This window comes from Mesorhizobium sp. EU05-FHT14A09, from assembly GCF_058790995.1.
In genome coordinates this window covers 431734-448128 of the sequence record NZ_JBYTDF010000004.1, presented here as the reverse complement: position 1 = coordinate 448128, position 16395 = coordinate 431734, and the positions used below count along the sequence as shown (strand labels likewise).

The following is a 16395-nucleotide window of genomic DNA, read 5'->3' as shown; positions in this document are numbered from 1 at the left end:
ATATGATCGCCATGCGCTTTCCCCCGACCTTCCTCGATGAGATACGCGACCGCGTGCCGATCTCCTCGCTGATCGGCCAACGCGTTGCATGGGACAGGAAGAAGACCAATGCGCCGCGCGGCGACTATTGGGGGTGCTGTCCGTTCCATGGCGAGAAGACGCCATCGTTCCACTGCGAGGACAAGAAGGGTCGCTACCATTGTTTTGGCTGCGGCGTTTCGGGCGACCATTTCCGCTTTCTGACGGAACTCGACGGCATGAGTTTCCCGGAGGCGGTCGAACGCGTCGCTGACATGGCCGGCGTGCCGATGCCGGCGCGCGACGAACAGGCGGAGCAGCGTGAAAGACAGCGCGCCAGCCTGACCGATGTCATGGAAATGGCGACGGTGTTCTTCCAGGAGCGACTGCAGGGTTCCGACGGAGCCAGGGCGCGCGCCTATCTGCGTGAGCGCGGCCTGACGCCGGCGACACAGCAGTCGTTCCGGCTGGGTTTCGCGCCGGATAGCCGCAATGCACTGAAGGAATTCCTGGCCTCAAGAGGTGCCGAGAAAGCGCAGATCGAGGCCTGCGGACTGGTGGTGTTCGGCGACGATATCCCGGTCTCCTACGACCGTTTCCGTGACCGCATCATGTTTCCGATCCCGGATTCGCGAGGGCGCATCATCGCCTTTGGCGGTCGCGCGATGTCGGCGGACGTTTCGGCGAAGTACCTCAATTCTCCAGAGACCGAGCTCTTCCACAAGGGCAATGTGCTCTACAATTTCGCGCGTGCCCGCAAGGATGTGGCGCGTGGCGGGACGGTGATCGCAGTCGAAGGCTATATGGACGTGATCGCCCTGGCGCAGGCCGGTTTCGAGAACGCTGTGGCGCCGCTCGGCACGGCGCTCACCGAAAACCAGATGGAATTGCTGTGGCGCTTGTCGGGGGAACCTGTCCTGTGTTTCGACGGCGATGCCGCCGGACTCAAGGCCGCATGGCGCGCGGCCGATCTTATCCTGCCTTCGATCCAGCCGGGGCGTACCGCACGCTTTGCGCTTTTGCCCGAGGGCAAAGACCCCGACGACCTGGTCAAGGCCGACGGGCCGGACGCCTTCCGTGCCGTGCTTGCCGAGGCGCGGCCGCTGGCGGACCTGATCTGGACACGAGAGACCGCCGGCAATGTGTTCGAGACGCCGGAACGCCGCGCCGAACTGGAGAAGACGCTGCGCGAGATCACCAGCCGCATCCGCGACGAAAGCGTCCGTTATCACTACCAGCAGGAAATGCGCGAACGCGTGCAAAGCTTCTTTGCGCCGCAGCGTGGCTCGCGTCCGTCACGGCCTGGCGAACGTGGTGAACGCGGCCAGGGCGGCAGGCAGGGTGGCCAATGGTCGCGCGGGGCTGCCGCTGCCGGACGCAATGCCATTACCGAGAGCCTCGGCCGCTCGGCGCTGGTGAAGCGCGCCGGTGAGGTGATGTCGGTTCGCGAGGCGACCGTCATGGTGGCGCTGGTCAACCATCCGGCGCTGATCGACGAGAATTTCGAGCATGTCGAGTTCCTTGACCTTGCCAACAGCGACCTGCGCCGGCTGCACGCCGCGCTGCTGGATGCGCTCGCGCACGAGCAGGCCAGCGATCGCGACACCATCATCGAGGCGATCGACCGTATCGGCTGTCGAGAGGTGTGGGAGCGCGCCGTGGCGCTGATCCGCCGCACCAGACAGTGGCCGGCGCTGGAAAGCGCGGCGATCGACGATGCACGCGACGCCTTCAACCAGGTGTTGCACTTGCACCGCAGCCAACGCACATTACATAGGGAACTGAAGCAGGCCGAAGCGGCGCTCGCCAGCGATCCCACGGATGAGAACTACCGGCATCTGGTCGAAATCCAGGCGCAGTTCCGCGACGTGCAGGCAACAGAGGCATTGATCGAAGGGTTTGGCGTATCCTCCGGCCGGGTGGGCAGGGCATAGCCAATCAATCAGGCGCGCCTAATTGATTCGCTTTTTTAAGGCGAATCATGCGAGAGGCGCTTGACCTTCTGGCAGAATGACGGAATCAGGACGATTCGAAACGTTAACCCATGCCCAGCATCGGCGTTAAAAGACGATGTATGCACTGGACGGGAAGGGAAACCCGCCACAGATATCAGGGTTAATCTGGACTTAAGTGAGAAGCAGGTACTGGCATGACTGGCGCGTTTGTGAACGAGCGCAACTGATTTGTCAGCAGCGAAGCGGCCCTTTGGATGGCCGTCTGGAGAAGACTTAGAATGGCGACTAAGGAAAAGGAAGAGGTCGAAACCGAACGCGAGGGCACGACTGACGGCCCGTTGCTCGACCTTTCCGATGATGCTGTCAAGAAGATGATCAAGGCCGCGAAGAAGCGCGGCTATGTCACTCTCGACGAGCTGAATGCGGTGCTGCCGTCCGAAGAGACGGATCCCGATCGCATCGAAGACATCAACGCGATGCTCAGCGACATGGGCATCAACGTTGTCGAGGACGACGAGCAGAGCGACGACGCTGAAGGCGAGAGCGCCGATTCGTCGGAAGATGATGCCAACGAGCTCGCCGAGCAGACCGGCACGGCCGTCGCCGCCGTCGCCAAGAAGGAGCCGACCGACCGCACCGATGATCCTGTGCGCATGTATCTGCGCGAGATGGGTTCGGTGGAACTGCTGTCGCGCGAAGGCGAAATCGCCATCGCCAAGCGCATCGAGGCTGGCCGCGAGACCATGATTGCGGGCCTGTGCGAAAGCCCGCTGACCTTCCAGGCCATCATCATCTGGCGCGACGAACTCAACGAAGCCAAGATCCTGCTGCGCGAGATCATCGATCTCGAAGCCACTTATGCCGGCCCCGAGGGCAAGCAGGCGCCGGTCGTCGAGCGCGTCGAGGAAGACGCCAAGCCGAAGGACGAGCCCAAGGCTGGGCGCCGTCGTGGCGACGACGAGGACGACATCACCAATGTCGGCGGCGATACCCGCGGCCTCGAAGAGGATGAAGAGGACGAGGACGAGGCGAGCCTGTCGCTGGCGGCGATGGAAGCCGAGCTTCGTCCGCAGGTGATGGAGACGCTCGACGTCATCGCAGACACCTACAAGAAGCTGCGCAAGCTGCAGGATCAGCAGGTCGAGAACCGTCTCGCCGCTGCCGGCACGCTTTCGCCGAGCCAGGACCGTCGCCTGAAGGAGCTCAAGGACGAGCTGATCACGGCGGTGAAGTCGCTGTCGCTCAACCAGGCCCGCATCGAGGCACTGGTCGAGCAGCTCTACGACATCAACAAGCGCCTGGTGCAGAATGAAGGCAAGTTGCTTCGTCTCGCCGAAAGCTACGGCGTGCGCCGTGAGGAGTTCCTCAAGGAGTATCAGGGTTCCGAGCTCGACCCGAACTGGATCCGCAACATCGCCAACCTGACGACGCGCGGCTGGAAGGAATTCACCAAGAACGAGCAGAATGCGATCCTGGACCTGCGCTCCGAGATCCAGAACCTTGCCACCGAGACGGCGATCTCGATCCTGGAATTCCGCAAGATCGTGAACCAGGTGCAGAAGGGCGAGCGCGAGGCAGCGATCGCCAAGAAGGAGATGGTCGAAGCGAACCTTCGTCTCGTCATCTCGATCGCAAAAAAGTACACGAACCGCGGCCTGCAGTTCCTGGATCTGATTCAGGAAGGCAACATCGGCCTGATGAAGGCGGTCGACAAGTTCGAGTACCGCCGCGGTTACAAGTTCTCGACCTATGCCACCTGGTGGATCCGGCAGGCGATCACACGTTCGATCGCCGACCAGGCCCGCACGATCCGTATCCCGGTGCACATGATCGAGACGATCAACAAGATTGTGCGCACCTCGCGCCAGATGCTGCATGAGATCGGTCGCGAGCCGACCCCGGAAGAGCTGGCCGAAAAGCTGGCCATGCCGCTGGAAAAGGTACGCAAGGTGCTGAAGATCGCCAAGGAGCCGATCTCGCTCGAAACGCCGGTCGGCGACGAGGAGGATTCGCATCTCGGCGACTTCATCGAGGACAAGGGCGCGATCCTGCCGATCGATGCCGCAATTCAGGCTAACCTGCGCGAGACCACCACGCGGGTGCTGGCTTCGCTGACGCCGCGCGAAGAGCGCGTGCTGCGCATGCGCTTCGGCATCGGCATGAACACCGACCATACGCTGGAAGAAGTCGGCCAGCAGTTTTCGGTGACGCGTGAACGTATCCGCCAGATCGAGGCGAAGGCGCTGCGCAAGCTCAAGCATCCGAGCCGCAGCCGCAAGCTGAGAAGCTTCCTCGACAGCTAAGACAACCAAGCCCGGGCACGTCCCGGGCTTTTTCTTTGGAGCCTCCCAGCAACCGTGAGCAGCGCCTTTGCACTGGGAATGGCGTAGAGTTAGAGTGCTTCCGCGTTTCCGACAGAAGCGGAAATGCTCCGGAGGTCACCAATGCGCACTATCCTCATGACAGCGGTCTGTGTTGCGGCCTTGCCTTTTATGGCAATCGGGAATGCACAAGCTGCCAAGAAGATCGGCATGGCCAATCCGGCTTCGGTTCATTGTGTGAAGATCGGCGGCAAATCCAGGATCCGCACCGATGCCAGCGGCAACCAGACCGGCTATTGCCACCTTCCCGACGGCCGCATCTGCGAGGAATGGGCGCTGTTCCGCGACAAGAAGTGCGTCAGGCCGAAAGGCTGATCCCCGCGCCGGAAAGCACGGGGATCACGAGAGCAATTCCAGGAAAAGTGCGTAGCGGTTTTCCGTCCGGAGTTGCCTAAAAACCAAAGTTGGAGCGTTTCCGCCAAAAACGGAAACGCTGTGGGTCTCAAAGACAATTGGCCTTGAAATTGCCGGCGTTAAGTTCGCGGCCGTTGAGGAGCAGCGAAGTGCCCGGCGACTGGGTCAGCGACCCGTTCACATAGGATCCGAAGCTCGACACCAGGCAATTGCGTGGCGTACCCTTGATCGCGACATCGCCGCCGACGTCGATGGCAGGTCCCATGAAATAAAGACCGGCTTTCGCGGCATTCTCGATGCGCGTGTTCTTAAAAGTGATGTTCTTTACCGGCCCGCCGAGGAAGTCCCAGTCGCTGCCATAGATGAAGGCGCCGTAGGTGCCGGCATTGGTGATCAGGACGTCCTTGAAATGAATGTCGGAGACCGGGTTGAAGAAGATGCCGGCATTGCGGGTGCTGTCGACCGTCAATCCGTTGACGCGCACATTGGTGGTCTTGGCTTCCTCGGGCAGGGTCGATGCCGTGACCAGCATCAGGCCGTTGATACCGCCTTTGAGCGTCATATCGGTGATGGCAACGTTCGACGTGCCTTGCAGCACCACCAGGTCCATGTCGAGCCCCTGCGCGGAGTTGTCGACCGTCAGCTTGTTCATGGTCACGTCCCTCGCTGCGACCAGCAGAACGCCTTCCCGGCGTGACTTGCTGATTGTCACATTGTCGAGCGTGATGCCGCTGGCGGCATGGGTAATGACCGGTGGCCAGTCGTTGTCGTCAATGCGGCTGCCGGCGAAGATGCCGTAAGTGACGCTGTCGATGGTCGTGTCGCGCACGGTCAACCCGCTGGTGCCAAGTGCGCTGATTGCAGCATGAGGCGCGCGGTTCGGGTTGCCGACCGCGAACTCGCAGTCCGAATTGTTGCTGCAGATGTAGAGATCGCGGATCGATGTCTTTTCGATGAGCGCACCCGTGACATTGTCGAGGCGGATGCCGTCGCCGGCGGTCTTGCTGATCTGGACGTCGCGAACCGTGATCCCGGTCGCGCCACTGCTGGCGATGGCGCTCAGCCCGCCGCTGATGGCGAGATGATCGATCGTGCTGCCTGAGGCCATGGCGACCACGTTGGCGAGTGGGTTTGAGCCGCTCAGGCGTGCTGCTGTGCCATCGTTGCGGAAGGCCGCCTCGAAGCGGCTGGTGGTGCCACGCACCCCGATGACGCCGCCACCGCCGAGCATATATTGCCCGGTGCCAAGTTGCAGGGTCTGCCCGAGCGAGATGTCGCCACTGGCCAGCACAAGCGCATCCTTGCCTGCGGTCGCCAATGCCGTGTTGATGGCGTTGGCATCGCCGCTTGCGGCGGAGACCGCCACCACCTTGCCGATCTTGCGGCCATCAGAGGCGAATTCGGCCGCTTCCACGGCTCCGGTCGCGCCGGCATAGGTGCGGATGAGATCGGCGCGTTCGACATGCTGGTACATCGGGTCGAAGGCGGCCTGGCCGACACGGCTCGATCCGCCGAGCGGAACACGCAGGCGGGCGGTGAAGGCGAACTCGGTGCGATCCTGCTTGTCGTAGGATACGGAAGCGCCGAGCGCCAGGGTCGAGCCTGAAACACCGGGGAGACCGGCGAAGCTCAGCTCTGCCCGTGCCTTGACGCCGAGCGTGTCATCGATCGCGCCCTTGCCGCCATACCAGTAGGTGCCGCCGAAGACCTTCATCTGGGCGGCCATGTCCTCCGGGAACAACGGCAACCGGACACCCGCTTCCGCATCGAAACCGCCACGGGCGATTTCGCCGCCGGCGCGGAATTTCAACTCGTCACCGGTGACGAAGACACGGCTGAGGCCGGCGATGGCCTTCTCGTCTGTCAGCGGCAGGTAGATGTTTGCGCGGGCTTCTTTGAGTGGTCCGAGCGCTTCCGCGCCGAAGGACAGCTGCTTGAAGTTGTGCCCGTATTCGCTGTTGAAGCTGTCGAAATAGCCGTAGGCCCCATAGACCCAGTCATTCGCGGCGCGATGGCGATAGCCGAGGCCGAAGGAGCCCTGGCGCGCCGAGCCTTCGACGAAACTGCCGCTGGCATCGAAGAAGGCCGCGTTGCCGTTGTCGATCTGCCAGGGCAGGAACAGGCCGATGCCACCGGTTCCCCTGCCATAAGCAAGGTTGCCGTCGACTTCCAGGATCGGTTGCTGGACTTGCGAAAAGGCATGGCTGGAGAGGGCGGTGCCGGTGACCAGCGCCGCTGCGAACAGACTTGGGAACTTCATGATAGGCTTTTGGATTCCGATTGAACGGCGTCCGGATATTATACATGATTAAAAGAGTCTAGTTATATCCGAAGATATACAAAGCCAATGTCGGTGCCCGTTTTCATCGCCGATTCAACGGGTTGTCGGATCGACCACCGTTAGCCCAGGAAGGGCCGCACTTGGCTCAATCGTCGGGGCCGTCGTCCAGGATCAGATTGTGGTCGACCCATTGATCTTGCGGGATCTCCGCGCCGAGAAGGAATTCGAAGGCGACGACGGACGTCAGATCCTCAGCCACCTCGCAGTTGAAAGCGAGCCCGTACCAATGCTTTCTGCTGCGCATTGCCGCGCCTTTCGCCTCAAGCGCATAGCCTGTCACCTTCATGTCTTTCATCGCGTATGGAACGACCATGTCGGGCTGGAAACCGGTTCCCTGTCGGCGCAGTTGTGCAAGGGCCTCTATGTTGCACAGTTGGATGATCCGCTCCTGCGGCGCCAATTGGGGCAGGGCCTTGCGCGCGCCACGGCTGCGGGGATCGGCGAGAACCTGCGCGGAATAGAGTTTCTCGGCCTTGACCATCGGCGGCGGGGCGGGTGCTGTGCGCGGCGACTGGGTAACCGGTTGCGTTACCGGAGCGCTCGGCGCGGCCGTTGCCGCAGCTTCGCGTTGCCGGGCTGGTTCAGGCGGCTGCGGCGGCACGAACTCGACCTTGATGCTTTCGATTGGCGGCAACCGCAGTGGCAGCGGGATCGGGAGCAGCATCAGGCCGGCCAACAGCAGCAGATGCAGCAGGCAGGATGCGCCGACGCTCAGGCGCAACTCGGCATTCATGCCCAGCGACGACGCCGAGAAAGGGACGGCAGCAGCTTTTCGGGTATCAGCGGTTGGCTCGATCGTGACAAATGGAGGGCGCAAGGGAGTGGTTCGTCAAAACACGAGGACAACGACACCCAAGACCCAAGGGCAACACTGCGGCGGTTTGGTGATGAATGGAAGCGATGCTTTGCAGGGCATGGAACGTTCTGCCGGAACGGCCGCAACCAGGTTAGAGAAATTGATTCAACACGCTGGGGAACAGATTCGGAAAACCCGGCCAAGTCATTGGCCGGGTTTTCTTTTGGTCGGCCGTGTCCGCTGCCGAAAAGATTGCTTGGAGTTGTCGTCGGCGCATCGCTTGATGCGATGGCCGGAAATCTTGGATATCATTGAACTGACTGCAACCCATTGAGGCCGCCGCATAGGCACGGCGTCTCTCCTGTGATAGCGCTACTCACCCGATCGGCCGGAGCCCGCTCATGTCGCCCGAATTCCTGCTCACCACTTTGATCATCGTCGCCTCGCCGGGCACCGGCGTCGTCTACACGCTTGCCGCCGGGCTTTCGCGCGGCGGTCGGGCGAGTGTGCTGGCGGCGTTCGCCTGCACGCTGGGCATCGTGCCACATCTGGTCGCCGCATTGACCGGACTGGCGGCTCTGTTGCATGCCAGCGCCATCGCCTTCGAGATCGTGAAATATGCCGGCGTTGCCTATCTGCTCTACATGGCCTGGCAGAGCCTGCGCGAGCATGGCGCGCTGAAGGTGGAGGCGAAGCCGGATGCACGCAGCGTCCGCCAGGTCCTGATCGATGGCGTGCTCATCAACCTGCTCAATCCGAAGCTGTCGATCTTCTTCGTGGCCTTCCTGCCGCAGTTCATCGCCCCCAACGAACCCAATGTGCTGGCGCGCATGCTGGAACTGTCGGGCGTGTTCATGGCTGCAACCTTCATCATCTTCGCCATCTATGGCCTGTGCGCGGCTTCGGTGCGTGATCGCATCATCGGTAGCGTGCGTGTGATGACCTGGCTGCGGCGCAGCTTCGCCGCTGCCTTTGTGGCGCTCAGCGCAAAGCTGGCCCTGACCACGCAGCAATAGAGGCATCGAGACACTGTGGCGGGTACGCAGAAACAACTCACCATCGCGACCAGCGGTCCAGGGCTCTACGAATTCACGGACCAGGCTGCGCGCTTCGTCGCAGCTTCGGGAATGGACACGGGATTGCTGACCCCTTTCGTGCAGCACACGTCCTGCTCGCTCATCGTCCAGGAGAATGCCGACCCGGATGTGAGGCGCGACCTGGAAGCTTTCTTTCACAGGCTGGTGCCGCCGGCGGATGATCCCGCGATGGACTATCTTGTCCATCGCTTCGAGGGGGCGGACGACATGCCGGCGCACATCAAGAGTGCGCTGACGCTGGTCTCGATATCGATCCCGGTCGTCGGTGGCCGGCTCGGGCTCGGCACATGGCAAGGCATCTATCTCTTCGAGCATCGCAGCCTCCCGCACCGGCGGGATGTGTTGCTTCACCTTGCTTGAAAAAGGAGGGGCCTGAAATGGGAGGGGCCTGAAAAAACGGAGGTGCCGAAGCACCTCCACTCAGCGTGCGGGCTCGCAGATCACGCCGACGATGCGACGCACGACCGGCAGAACGACGAGCAGGGTCGGGAAGGCGACCAGCCAGGACAGTCCCCAGGCAACCATCCAGATACCTGGCATGGATGGATGGAAACCGAGGCTCTTCAGCGTCGAGATCAATGAAACGATGAAGGTCATCAGCAGCGAAAGAACGAGTGGGCTGATGACGGAAGCGTAGCGCGCAGGAAGCTTCCTGCTCTGCGTGGCGGCATTTGAGGTTGTCATGGACATTTTCCGAAAAAGGTCCGGTTCATGGCAGGGCATCCTTGGCCTCATGGGCCCAGCCCGGATGAACCGGGATTGGATGCGTTGCTTGACGTCAGACGCTTACGGAGAGGCGATTGCCTTCGCCGCCCATATAGCGGCGGCGCGCCTGTAAATCAACATCCGCTTCAAATCGCATAAGATGCATCGTAAGATATATCTTGACTCGTCGAGGGCTCGCTCCTAATTAAGATATATCGTAAGACATAACGTAAGGAGTTATCAATGCACAGACATCATTCATTCGGGGAGCGCGCCGAGCGCGCGTTCTGGCATATGGCCGGCCGTTTCGGCGGCGGGCGTGGCGGTCAGGGCCCCTTCGGTCACGGCCGGCGCGGCCACGGCGGCCCCGGCGAAATGCTGAGGGCCGGTCGCATGTTCGGCGACGGCGACCTCAAGCTGATCGTTCTTTCCCTGCTGTCGGACGCGCCGCGCCACGGCTACGACATCATCAAGGCGCTGGAGGAACGGTCTTCGGGCATCTACAGCCCAAGCCCGGGTGTGGTTTATCCGACGCTGACCTTCCTGGAGGAGGCCGGTTATGCGGTCTCGTCCACCGAAGGCGCCAAGAAGGTGTTTTCCATCACGGAGACCGGCGAGGCGCATCTGGAGGAAAACCGCGATATGGTCGAGCGCGCGCTCGAACACCTCGAGCGAGTCAGCGCCAAGATGGCCAAGGCACGCGAGTGGTTTGGCTGGGATGACGATCGCGATCGGCGGCATGACCGCGACGACCGTCGCAATCCGGAACTGAAGCTGCTTCGACGCCGCCTGCGTGCCGCGCTTGCCGAGATCCTTGAAGCACCGGCAGACAAGCAGGCCGAGGCCGCCAGCATTCTGAAGGATGCCGCCGACGCCCTGGAAACGCTGGTCAAGCGCTGACTCCCGTCAGCCTTTCAAAAAAGTCGGGCAGGTTGGCGGAACCCCGCCATGCTTGCCCGTCGTCTTCAGGACGGCTACTGAACGGATGGAAGTTGCGCCGACTGCTTTGAGTTGTCGCATCCTCGAACCGGTGGAGGTCGCCCATGTCCTTTCTGAAACGTCTCTTCGGTGGTGGCGGTGGCAGTGAGCCGGAAACGCCCGGCAAGGCCAAGCCGGTCAAGGAGATCGAACATAAGGGCTTCGTCATCGCGGCGACGCCCTACAAGGCGGACGGTCAGTACCAGACCTGTGGCATCATTTCGAAAGAGATTGACGGCGTCGTGAAGGAACATCGTTTCATCCGCGCCGACCGTTTTGCCGGGCTTGATGATGCTGTCGACATCACGTTGAAGAAGGGCGTCCAGCTCATCGACGAACAAGGTGAGCGCATTTTCAGCTGACCTGCCGTTCTGGCTTCAAAAACACAACAGCCGCCGTGGCGACACGGCGGCTGTTGCTTTTGGTCGACCGTGTCAGGCCGCGGCAGCCTGGAGAGCTGATCCGGCCACCGAGGCGGCAAGCGTGTCGACCTGTTTTCCGGCCTTGGCGAGCGCGGCGTTCAAAGCGTCCTCACCCATACCGACACCCTCGACGCGAATGACTTCCACATCGGTCATGCCGTTGAAAGCGAGCACGCTCTTCAGGTAGGGCACGGCAAAATCCATCACCGAGGCGGGGCCTTCGGAATAGATGCCGCCGGAGGCCAGCACGACATAGACCTTCTTGCCGGTGACCAGGCCCTTCGGACCGTTTGCACTGTAGGAGAAAGTCCTGCCCGAACGCGAGATGTGGTCGATCCAGGACTTCAAGGTCGAGGAAATCGAAAAGTTGATGAAGCCGGTGGCGAGCACGATGTGGTCAGCCGCAAACAGTTCGTCGACGGCAGCATCAGAGACACCGACCAGATCGGTCTGGCGCGGCGTGCGAGCTTCGGCAGGCGTGTAGATACCGGTGGCGTAGTCCGGTTCGATATGCGGCAGGGGATTGCCGACGAGGTCACGCCTGGTCAGCGTGGAGCCGGGTAGGGCTGCCTGCAGCTTGCTGGCCAGGTCGGTCGCGACCCGCGTGGAATGCGAGGCCTCGCCGCGTGGGCTCGAGGTAACGAGAAGGATGTTGGACATTTCAGCTCTCCGTTGGTGTTGGCGGGCAACCGCCTACTTTCGGAGAAACAGATAGCGCTCGACATTGATCTAAAAAATTGGGAAAATATCTATCGAATATATCTATTGATTGGATAGGTCATGCTGGCTAACCCGACCCTCGACCAGTTGCAGGTGTTCCTGGCGGTGGCGGAAACCGGCAGTTTCTCGGCTGCTGCACGGCATCTCAATCGCGCGCAGTCGGTGATCAGCTACACCATCGCCAATCTGGAGGCGCAACTCGAACTCAGGCTCTTCACCCGTGAGGGCACGCGCGAGCCGATGCTGACCGTCGAAGGCAAGGCGATGCTGGCGGACGCGCGCCGCATGGTCAGTGTATTGCAGGATATCCGTGCCCGTGCTGACGGGCTGAAACGCGGCCTGGAGGCAGAAGTGACGATTGCCGTCGATGTGACGGTGCCTTCGCCCGCGCTGGTCAGGACGCTGGCTGCCTTTGAAGCAGAATTCCCATCCGTGTCGCTGAAGCTGAATATCGGTGCCCTTGGCGTGATCTGGGACCAACTGGCACAGCGGCTCAGCGATCTGAGCTTCGGCGGGCAAACGCATGATCTGGGCGACGAATTGGTGTCGGTACGGATCGGCGAGGCTTCAATGGTGCCGGTTGCTGCCCCTGACCATCCATTGGCAACCTACAAGGGTCGGGTTCCGCTGGCCTTCGTGCGCGAGCATATCCAGCTCGTCGTCTCCGATGTCAGCAAGGTCACCGAGGGCAAGGAATTCAGTGTCTTTGCCTATCGTACCTGGCGCATGACGGACATGTCGACCAAAAGGGACCTTATCCTGTCGGGTCTCGGCTGGGGCGGCCTGCCGACATGGATGATCCTTGAAGATGTTCGGCTGGGGCGCTTGAAGGTGCTCGATCTCGAACCTTATCCGGAACGGCCTTACCCCTTGCATGCCTTTTACAGGGCGGATTCACCGCCCGGGCCGGCTGGCGCCTGGCTGATCGAGCGGTTCAGTCAGGAACTGCCGAATGTCTGTTCGAAACTCGAGCACATGACCGACGAAGCGCGCAGAAGAGAAGATCAGGAACGGTCCTTGCTCAGCAACCCGTCGATGACGGCGGCAAGCACGGCGCGATAGTCCTCGGCCGGCGCGCCAGCGTCGACCGCGAGCGCAGCGCGATCGAATGCCGCTCCCAAAAGCGATGTCAGCGCTTCCAACGGCAGCTTGGGCAAATCACCTGCCCGCATCGTTGCCGCCAGCCCCTCGCGCAGGGTGCGGTTGCCGTGCCGGCCATCGATGGCGTCCATTTCGACGCGGCCAAGCACGGCCGGTCCGTCGAGCAGCAGCAGCCGGCTGCGGCCGGGGAGGCGCATGGCCGTGACATAAGCCTCCCCGCCGGACAGCAGCGCGTCGCGTGCGGAAAGTGCGCGCGGCGCGGCCCGTTCGATCGCTTCCGCGACCGCTGCCGCCTCGGCCTCAACCACGGCGCGGAACAGCGCCTGCTTGTCTGCGAAGTGATGATAGAGCGCGCCGCGCGTGACGCCGGCTGCGGCCACGATTTCAGGGGTACCGGTCTCCGCATAGGATTTTTCGGTGAAAAGCCGCCGTGCGGCGGCGATCAGATCGCCGCGCGTAGCCTCGGTGCGGTCACGGTTGGACCGACGCGAATTCGTCTCTTGCATACATGCAGCCTGTATGTTAATTCAATCTACATGCAGACTGTATGTTTATTTCGAGAGGAAAGAAAGCCATGAAAACCACCAGCTATTATCCCGTCCTCATGACCGGTGATGTCGCCGGCACCACTGCCTTCTATGTCGAGCATTTCCGCTTCAAGCCGCTGTTCGAAAGCGATTGGTATGTGCATCTGCAGTCGTCCGAGGACAAACGCGTCAACCTCGGCATCGTGCAGGGTGATCACGAGACCATCCCGGCGGAGGGAAGGGGACGCGCTTCCGGCTTGCTCATCAACTTCGAGGTGAAGGATGTCGATGCCGTGCACGAGCGGATTGCGTCGGCCGGCTTGCCGATCCTGCGTTCGCTGCGCGACGAGCCGTTCGGCCAGCGCCACTTCATCACCCGCGATCCGAACGGCGTTCTGATCGACGTGATCAAGCCGATCCCGCCGAGCGAGGAGTTCCTGGCGCAGTTCGCGCCGGAGGCTGTCGGGGCATAAGGCAGGTCAACTGACAGAAGCTGTCGGTAGTGATCCGGAAGGCTGCCCGCCCGCAATGGCGCCGGCATCACGCGCAACCTATGCTGAGCCCGTTGAACCGGGCCCTTTCCATGCGCGATGTCATTCTTATCCGAGCTCCTTTCAATCTCGGTTTGCGTCCACTGCGGCCCGGCCATGAGCCCGGTACCTGGCGGGCGCCGCAGGCGCTGACGGAGGCTGGGTTGGTCGAAGCGTTGGTACCCCTGCGGGTCGTCGATCTGGAAAGACCTGTCTACAGCGCCGAACCGCAGCCAGGCACGACGCTGCGCAATGGTCCGGCGCTCCGGAGCTTCAACCTGCGACTGGCCGATATCGTCGCGGATATGGTTGGCCGAGGAGCGTTTCCGCTGATCATCGGCGGCGATTGCACGATCCTGCTCGGCGCTCTGGCCGGTGCACGGCGTTCAGGGCCGTTGTCGCTGGTTCATGTCGACGGCCACAGTGATTTCCGTCACCCCGGCAATGACGATGACGACCTGCCGCTTGGATCGGCCGCCGGCATGGACCTGGCGGCTGCGACCGGCCGTGGTGAAGCCCTGGTCACACAGTGGCCCGGCATAGAAGGGCCGCTGCTGCAGGACAATCATGTCGTCCAGATCGGCGAACGCGAGAACCGCGATGCCGACTATGCCTGGCATGACATCGAAGCTACGGAGATCACACGGATCGATGTCTTCAGCGCACGGGAGATTGGCGCGGCAGGGGTGCTCCGCAAAGCCGAGCCCGCGCTCGCGCGCAGCGGTCGTCACTGGCTGCATTTCGACGTCGACGCGCTCGATCAGACGGTGATGCCGGCTGTCGATTCCCCTGGAAGCCCGGGCATCGATCCGGATGAGCTCGTCGCCATCCTGGCCGCGCTGGTCGCCAGGCCGGGTTGCATCGGCATGAATGTGACGATCTTCGATCCGGACCTGGATCCGACCGGTGAACTGGCGGTCTGGCTGGTGGATTTCCTGCGTCGCGTGTTCGACGGATTCAACGCGCCCGCAGGAGCACAAGATCGCTAGCAACTACCTGGCGCGACATAACCGTCGGCGAGGATGTTGTCGTCGCCCCAGCGCTTCAGCGCGAGGATGATCGGCTCCAGTGATCGTCCGCGCTCGGTCAGCGAATATTCGACCTTCGGCGGCACCTCCGCATAGACCTTGCGGTCGATGAGGCCGCTCGTCTCCAGTTCGCGCAACTGATTGGTCAGCATGCGCTGGGTGACGGTCATCTTGCGGCGCAATTCGTTGAAGCGCAGCGTGCCCTGCTGGATGAGGTGGTAGAGGATGACGCCTTTCCACTTGCCGCCGATGAGTTCCAACGTGCCCTCCACAGGGCATGCGGGTGAATTGCGCAGATCTTGATGACGGATGCGGCCCACGGGATTACTCCACGGTATCATTTTCGACACTATATGCATTAAATGTGCATTCTTGCGACAATCGCACATAGAGCACATCTGGCATGTACGCAAAACAGGAGACATGCCATGCGTGCCATCGGGTATCTGGAACCGCAGCCGATTTCGGCCCCTTCATCCCTTGTCGACATCGAACTGCCACGCCCCAAGGCTGCGGGCAGAGACATACTGGTCGAGGTCAAGGCCGTTTCGGTCAATCCGGTCGACACCAAGATCCGCGCTAACGCGCAACCCACCGACGGACAGCACAGGGTGCTTGGCTGGGATGCCGCCGGCGTTGTCGTTGAAACCGGTCCTGAGGTCAGCTTGTTCAAACCCGGCGACGAGGTCTTTTACGCCGGAGCCATCAACCGGCAGGGCTCGAATGCCGAGTTCCATCTCGTCGACGAGCGCATCGCGGCGCTGAAACCCCGCTCCCTCGACTTCGCTGCAGCTGCGGCCCTGCCGTTGACGACGATCACGGCCTATGAGGCGCTGTTCGATCGTCTCGATGTAACCCGGCTGGTCGCCGGCGCGGCCAACGCCATCGTTATCGTCGGCGCTGCCGGCGGGGTCGGCTCGATCGCCATTCAGCTTCTGCGCGCGCTGACCGACCTGACGGTCATCGCCACCGCATCGCGGCCAGAGACGGTCGAATGGGTGAAAGCGCGCGGCGCTCATCATGTGATCGACCACAACAAGGCGATGGCGGATCAGGTGGCGGCACTTGGGATCGGGGCACCTGCTTTCGTGTTTTCTCTGACCCACAGCGATGCGCATGCAGCCGAGATCGCCAAGCTGATCGCGCCACAGGGCAGGGTGGCTTTGATCGATGACCCGAAATCCTTCGACATCATGCTGTTCAAATCGAAGGCGCTGTCTCTGCACTGGGAAATGATGTTTGCGCGGCCTGTGCACCAGACCGCGGATGTGATCCGGCAGCACGAGCTTCTGACCAAGGTTGCCGGACTGGTCGATGCCGGCAAGGTCAACTCGACCATCACCGACAACTACGGAAAAATCTCGGCGGCGAACTTGAAGCGCGCGCATGCCCAGATCGAATCCGGCACGACGCTGGGCAAGATCGTGTTGGCGGGCTGGTAA

17 protein-coding genes are annotated in these 16395 nt (G+C 61.9%); 11 read left to right on the top strand and 6 right to left on the bottom strand.

What is annotated here, in order from left to right; translation table 11 throughout:
• The first annotated feature begins 11 nt into the window (after nt 1–11).
• The 3 genes from dnaG to AC3WTO_RS17115 all read left to right on the top strand — a co-directional run bounded on the left by dnaG (nt 12) and on the right by AC3WTO_RS17115 (nt 4669).
• Nucleotides 12–1952, top strand: coding sequence for a DNA primase (dnaG, locus tag AC3WTO_RS17125; RefSeq protein WP_492462122.1), 1941 nt, complete (start codon nt 12–14; stop codon nt 1950–1952).
• Nucleotides 1953–2251: 299 nt separating this feature from the next.
• Complete coding sequence (gene rpoD, locus AC3WTO_RS17120; RefSeq protein WP_492461942.1) at nt 2252–4276, top strand: RNA polymerase sigma factor RpoD; 2025 nt, start codon at nt 2252–2254, stop codon at nt 4274–4276.
• 141 nt (nt 4277–4417) lie between these two features.
• Nucleotides 4418–4669 carry a putative hemolysin gene (locus AC3WTO_RS17115; protein WP_492461941.1) on the top strand — a complete coding sequence of 84 codons (252 nt, stop codon included), beginning with the start codon at nt 4418–4420 and terminating at the stop codon, nt 4667–4669.
• A gap of 127 nt (nt 4670–4796) precedes the next feature.
• On the opposite strand, the gene AC3WTO_RS17110 is transcribed toward AC3WTO_RS17115, so the two are convergent.
• Together AC3WTO_RS17110 and AC3WTO_RS17105 are read right to left on the bottom strand one after the other, a co-directional pair.
• Entirely contained in the window at nt 4797–6968 is a 2172-nt protein-coding gene (locus AC3WTO_RS17110; protein ID WP_492461940.1) for a right-handed parallel beta-helix repeat-containing protein, read from the bottom strand.
• A 166-nt stretch (nt 6969–7134) separates the two neighbouring features.
• Nucleotides 7135–7866, bottom strand: a complete 732-nt coding sequence (locus tag AC3WTO_RS17105) for a DUF930 domain-containing protein (RefSeq protein WP_492461939.1) — start codon at nt 7864–7866, stop codon at nt 7135–7137.
• A 380-nt stretch (nt 7867–8246) separates the two neighbouring features.
• Here AC3WTO_RS17105 and AC3WTO_RS17100 point away from each other — a divergent pair, with 380 nt between their 5' ends.
• Both AC3WTO_RS17100 and AC3WTO_RS17095 read left to right on the top strand, forming a co-directional pair.
• Nucleotides 8247–8861 (top strand): LysE family translocator, encoded by a 615-nt coding sequence (locus AC3WTO_RS17100; protein ID WP_492461938.1) that lies wholly within the window; start codon nt 8247–8249, stop codon nt 8859–8861.
• A 15-nt stretch (nt 8862–8876) separates the two neighbouring features.
• Entirely contained in the window at nt 8877–9302 is a 426-nt protein-coding gene (locus AC3WTO_RS17095) for a secondary thiamine-phosphate synthase enzyme YjbQ (RefSeq protein WP_492461937.1), read from the top strand.
• Nucleotides 9303–9362: 60 nt separating this feature from the next.
• Here the strand turns inward: AC3WTO_RS17095 and AC3WTO_RS17090 are convergent, their stop codons facing one another.
• The gene (locus tag AC3WTO_RS17090) at nt 9363–9626 is read right to left on the bottom strand and encodes a DUF2798 domain-containing protein (RefSeq protein WP_492461936.1); all 264 of its coding nucleotides are present in this window, start codon (nt 9624–9626) and stop codon (nt 9363–9365) included.
• Between the two features lie 264 nt (nt 9627–9890).
• Here AC3WTO_RS17090 and AC3WTO_RS17085 point away from each other — a divergent pair, with 264 nt between their 5' ends.
• Together AC3WTO_RS17085 and AC3WTO_RS17080 are read left to right on the top strand one after the other, a co-directional pair.
• Nucleotides 9891–10547, top strand: coding sequence for a PadR family transcriptional regulator (locus AC3WTO_RS17085; RefSeq protein WP_492461935.1), 657 nt, complete (start codon nt 9891–9893; stop codon nt 10545–10547).
• Nucleotides 10548–10690: 143 nt separating this feature from the next.
• The gene (locus tag AC3WTO_RS17080) at nt 10691–10987 is read left to right on the top strand and encodes an HlyU family transcriptional regulator (RefSeq protein ID WP_492461934.1); all 297 of its coding nucleotides are present in this window, start codon (nt 10691–10693) and stop codon (nt 10985–10987) included.
• 72 nt (nt 10988–11059) lie between these two features.
• Here AC3WTO_RS17080 and AC3WTO_RS17075 read toward each other — a convergent pair whose 3' ends face one another.
• Nucleotides 11060–11707 (bottom strand): FMN-dependent NADH-azoreductase, encoded by a 648-nt coding sequence (locus tag AC3WTO_RS17075; protein WP_492461933.1) that lies wholly within the window; start codon nt 11705–11707, stop codon nt 11060–11062.
• Nucleotides 11708–11827: 120 nt separating this feature from the next.
• On the opposite strand from AC3WTO_RS17075, the gene AC3WTO_RS17070 reads away from it, so the two are divergent.
• Entirely contained in the window at nt 11828–12829 is a 1002-nt protein-coding gene (locus AC3WTO_RS17070) for a LysR family transcriptional regulator (protein ID WP_492461932.1), read from the top strand.
• On the opposite strand, the gene AC3WTO_RS17065 is transcribed toward AC3WTO_RS17070, so the two are convergent.
• Nucleotides 12772–13374, bottom strand: coding sequence for a TetR/AcrR family transcriptional regulator (locus AC3WTO_RS17065; protein WP_492461931.1), 603 nt, complete (start codon nt 13372–13374; stop codon nt 12772–12774). The two genes, AC3WTO_RS17070 and AC3WTO_RS17065, sit on opposite strands and share 58 nt — an antisense overlap.
• A 68-nt stretch (nt 13375–13442) precedes the next feature.
• On the opposite strand from AC3WTO_RS17065, the gene AC3WTO_RS17060 reads away from it, so the two are divergent.
• Nucleotides 13443–13868, top strand: coding sequence for a VOC family protein (locus AC3WTO_RS17060; RefSeq protein WP_492461930.1), 426 nt, complete (start codon nt 13443–13445; stop codon nt 13866–13868).
• A gap of 110 nt (nt 13869–13978) precedes the next feature.
• Nucleotides 13979–14914, top strand: coding sequence for an arginase family protein (locus tag AC3WTO_RS17055; RefSeq protein ID WP_492461929.1), 936 nt, complete (start codon nt 13979–13981; stop codon nt 14912–14914).
• Here AC3WTO_RS17055 and AC3WTO_RS17050 read toward each other — a convergent pair.
• Nucleotides 14911–15294, bottom strand: a complete 384-nt coding sequence (locus AC3WTO_RS17050; RefSeq protein ID WP_492461928.1) for a winged helix-turn-helix transcriptional regulator — start codon at nt 15292–15294, stop codon at nt 14911–14913. The genes AC3WTO_RS17055 and AC3WTO_RS17050 overlap by 4 nt on opposite strands.
• An 87-nt stretch (nt 15295–15381) precedes the next feature.
• Here AC3WTO_RS17050 and AC3WTO_RS17045 point away from each other — a divergent pair, with 87 nt between their 5' ends.
• Complete coding sequence (locus AC3WTO_RS17045; RefSeq protein ID WP_492461927.1) at nt 15382–16395, top strand: zinc-binding alcohol dehydrogenase family protein; 1014 nt, start codon at nt 15382–15384, stop codon at nt 16393–16395.

Bases quoted from the DNA above. Each gene is read 5' to 3' on its own strand.
- dnaG (WP_492462122.1), top strand. From the start codon at position 12: ATGCGCTTTCCCCCGACCTTCCTCGATGAGATACGCGACCGCGTGCCG.
- rpoD (WP_492461942.1), top strand. From the start codon at position 2,252: ATGGCGACTAAGGAAAAGGAAGAGGTCGAAACCGAACGCGAGGGCACG.
- AC3WTO_RS17115 (WP_492461941.1), top strand. From the start codon at position 4,418: ATGCGCACTATCCTCATGACAGCGGTCTGTGTTGCGGCCTTGCCTTTT.
- AC3WTO_RS17110 (WP_492461940.1), bottom strand. From the start codon at position 6,968: ATGAAGTTCCCAAGTCTGTTCGCAGCGGCGCTGGTCACCGGCACCGCC.
- AC3WTO_RS17100 (WP_492461938.1), top strand. From the start codon at position 8,247: ATGTCGCCCGAATTCCTGCTCACCACTTTGATCATCGTCGCCTCGCCG.
- AC3WTO_RS17090 (WP_492461936.1), bottom strand. From the start codon at position 9,626: ATGACAACCTCAAATGCCGCCACGCAGAGCAGGAAGCTTCCTGCGCGC.
- AC3WTO_RS17085 (WP_492461935.1), top strand. From the start codon at position 9,891: ATGCACAGACATCATTCATTCGGGGAGCGCGCCGAGCGCGCGTTCTGG.
- AC3WTO_RS17080 (WP_492461934.1), top strand. From the start codon at position 10,691: ATGTCCTTTCTGAAACGTCTCTTCGGTGGTGGCGGTGGCAGTGAGCCG.
- AC3WTO_RS17075 (WP_492461933.1), bottom strand. From the start codon at position 11,707: ATGTCCAACATCCTTCTCGTTACCTCGAGCCCACGCGGCGAGGCCTCG.
- AC3WTO_RS17070 (WP_492461932.1), top strand. From the start codon at position 11,828: ATGCTGGCTAACCCGACCCTCGACCAGTTGCAGGTGTTCCTGGCGGTG.
- AC3WTO_RS17065 (WP_492461931.1), bottom strand. From the start codon at position 13,374: ATGCAAGAGACGAATTCGCGTCGGTCCAACCGTGACCGCACCGAGGCT.
- AC3WTO_RS17060 (WP_492461930.1), top strand. From the start codon at position 13,443: ATGAAAACCACCAGCTATTATCCCGTCCTCATGACCGGTGATGTCGCC.
- AC3WTO_RS17055 (WP_492461929.1), top strand. From the start codon at position 13,979: ATGCGCGATGTCATTCTTATCCGAGCTCCTTTCAATCTCGGTTTGCGT.
- AC3WTO_RS17050 (WP_492461928.1), bottom strand. From the start codon at position 15,294: ATGATACCGTGGAGTAATCCCGTGGGCCGCATCCGTCATCAAGATCTG.
- AC3WTO_RS17045 (WP_492461927.1), top strand. From the start codon at position 15,382: ATGCGTGCCATCGGGTATCTGGAACCGCAGCCGATTTCGGCCCCTTCA.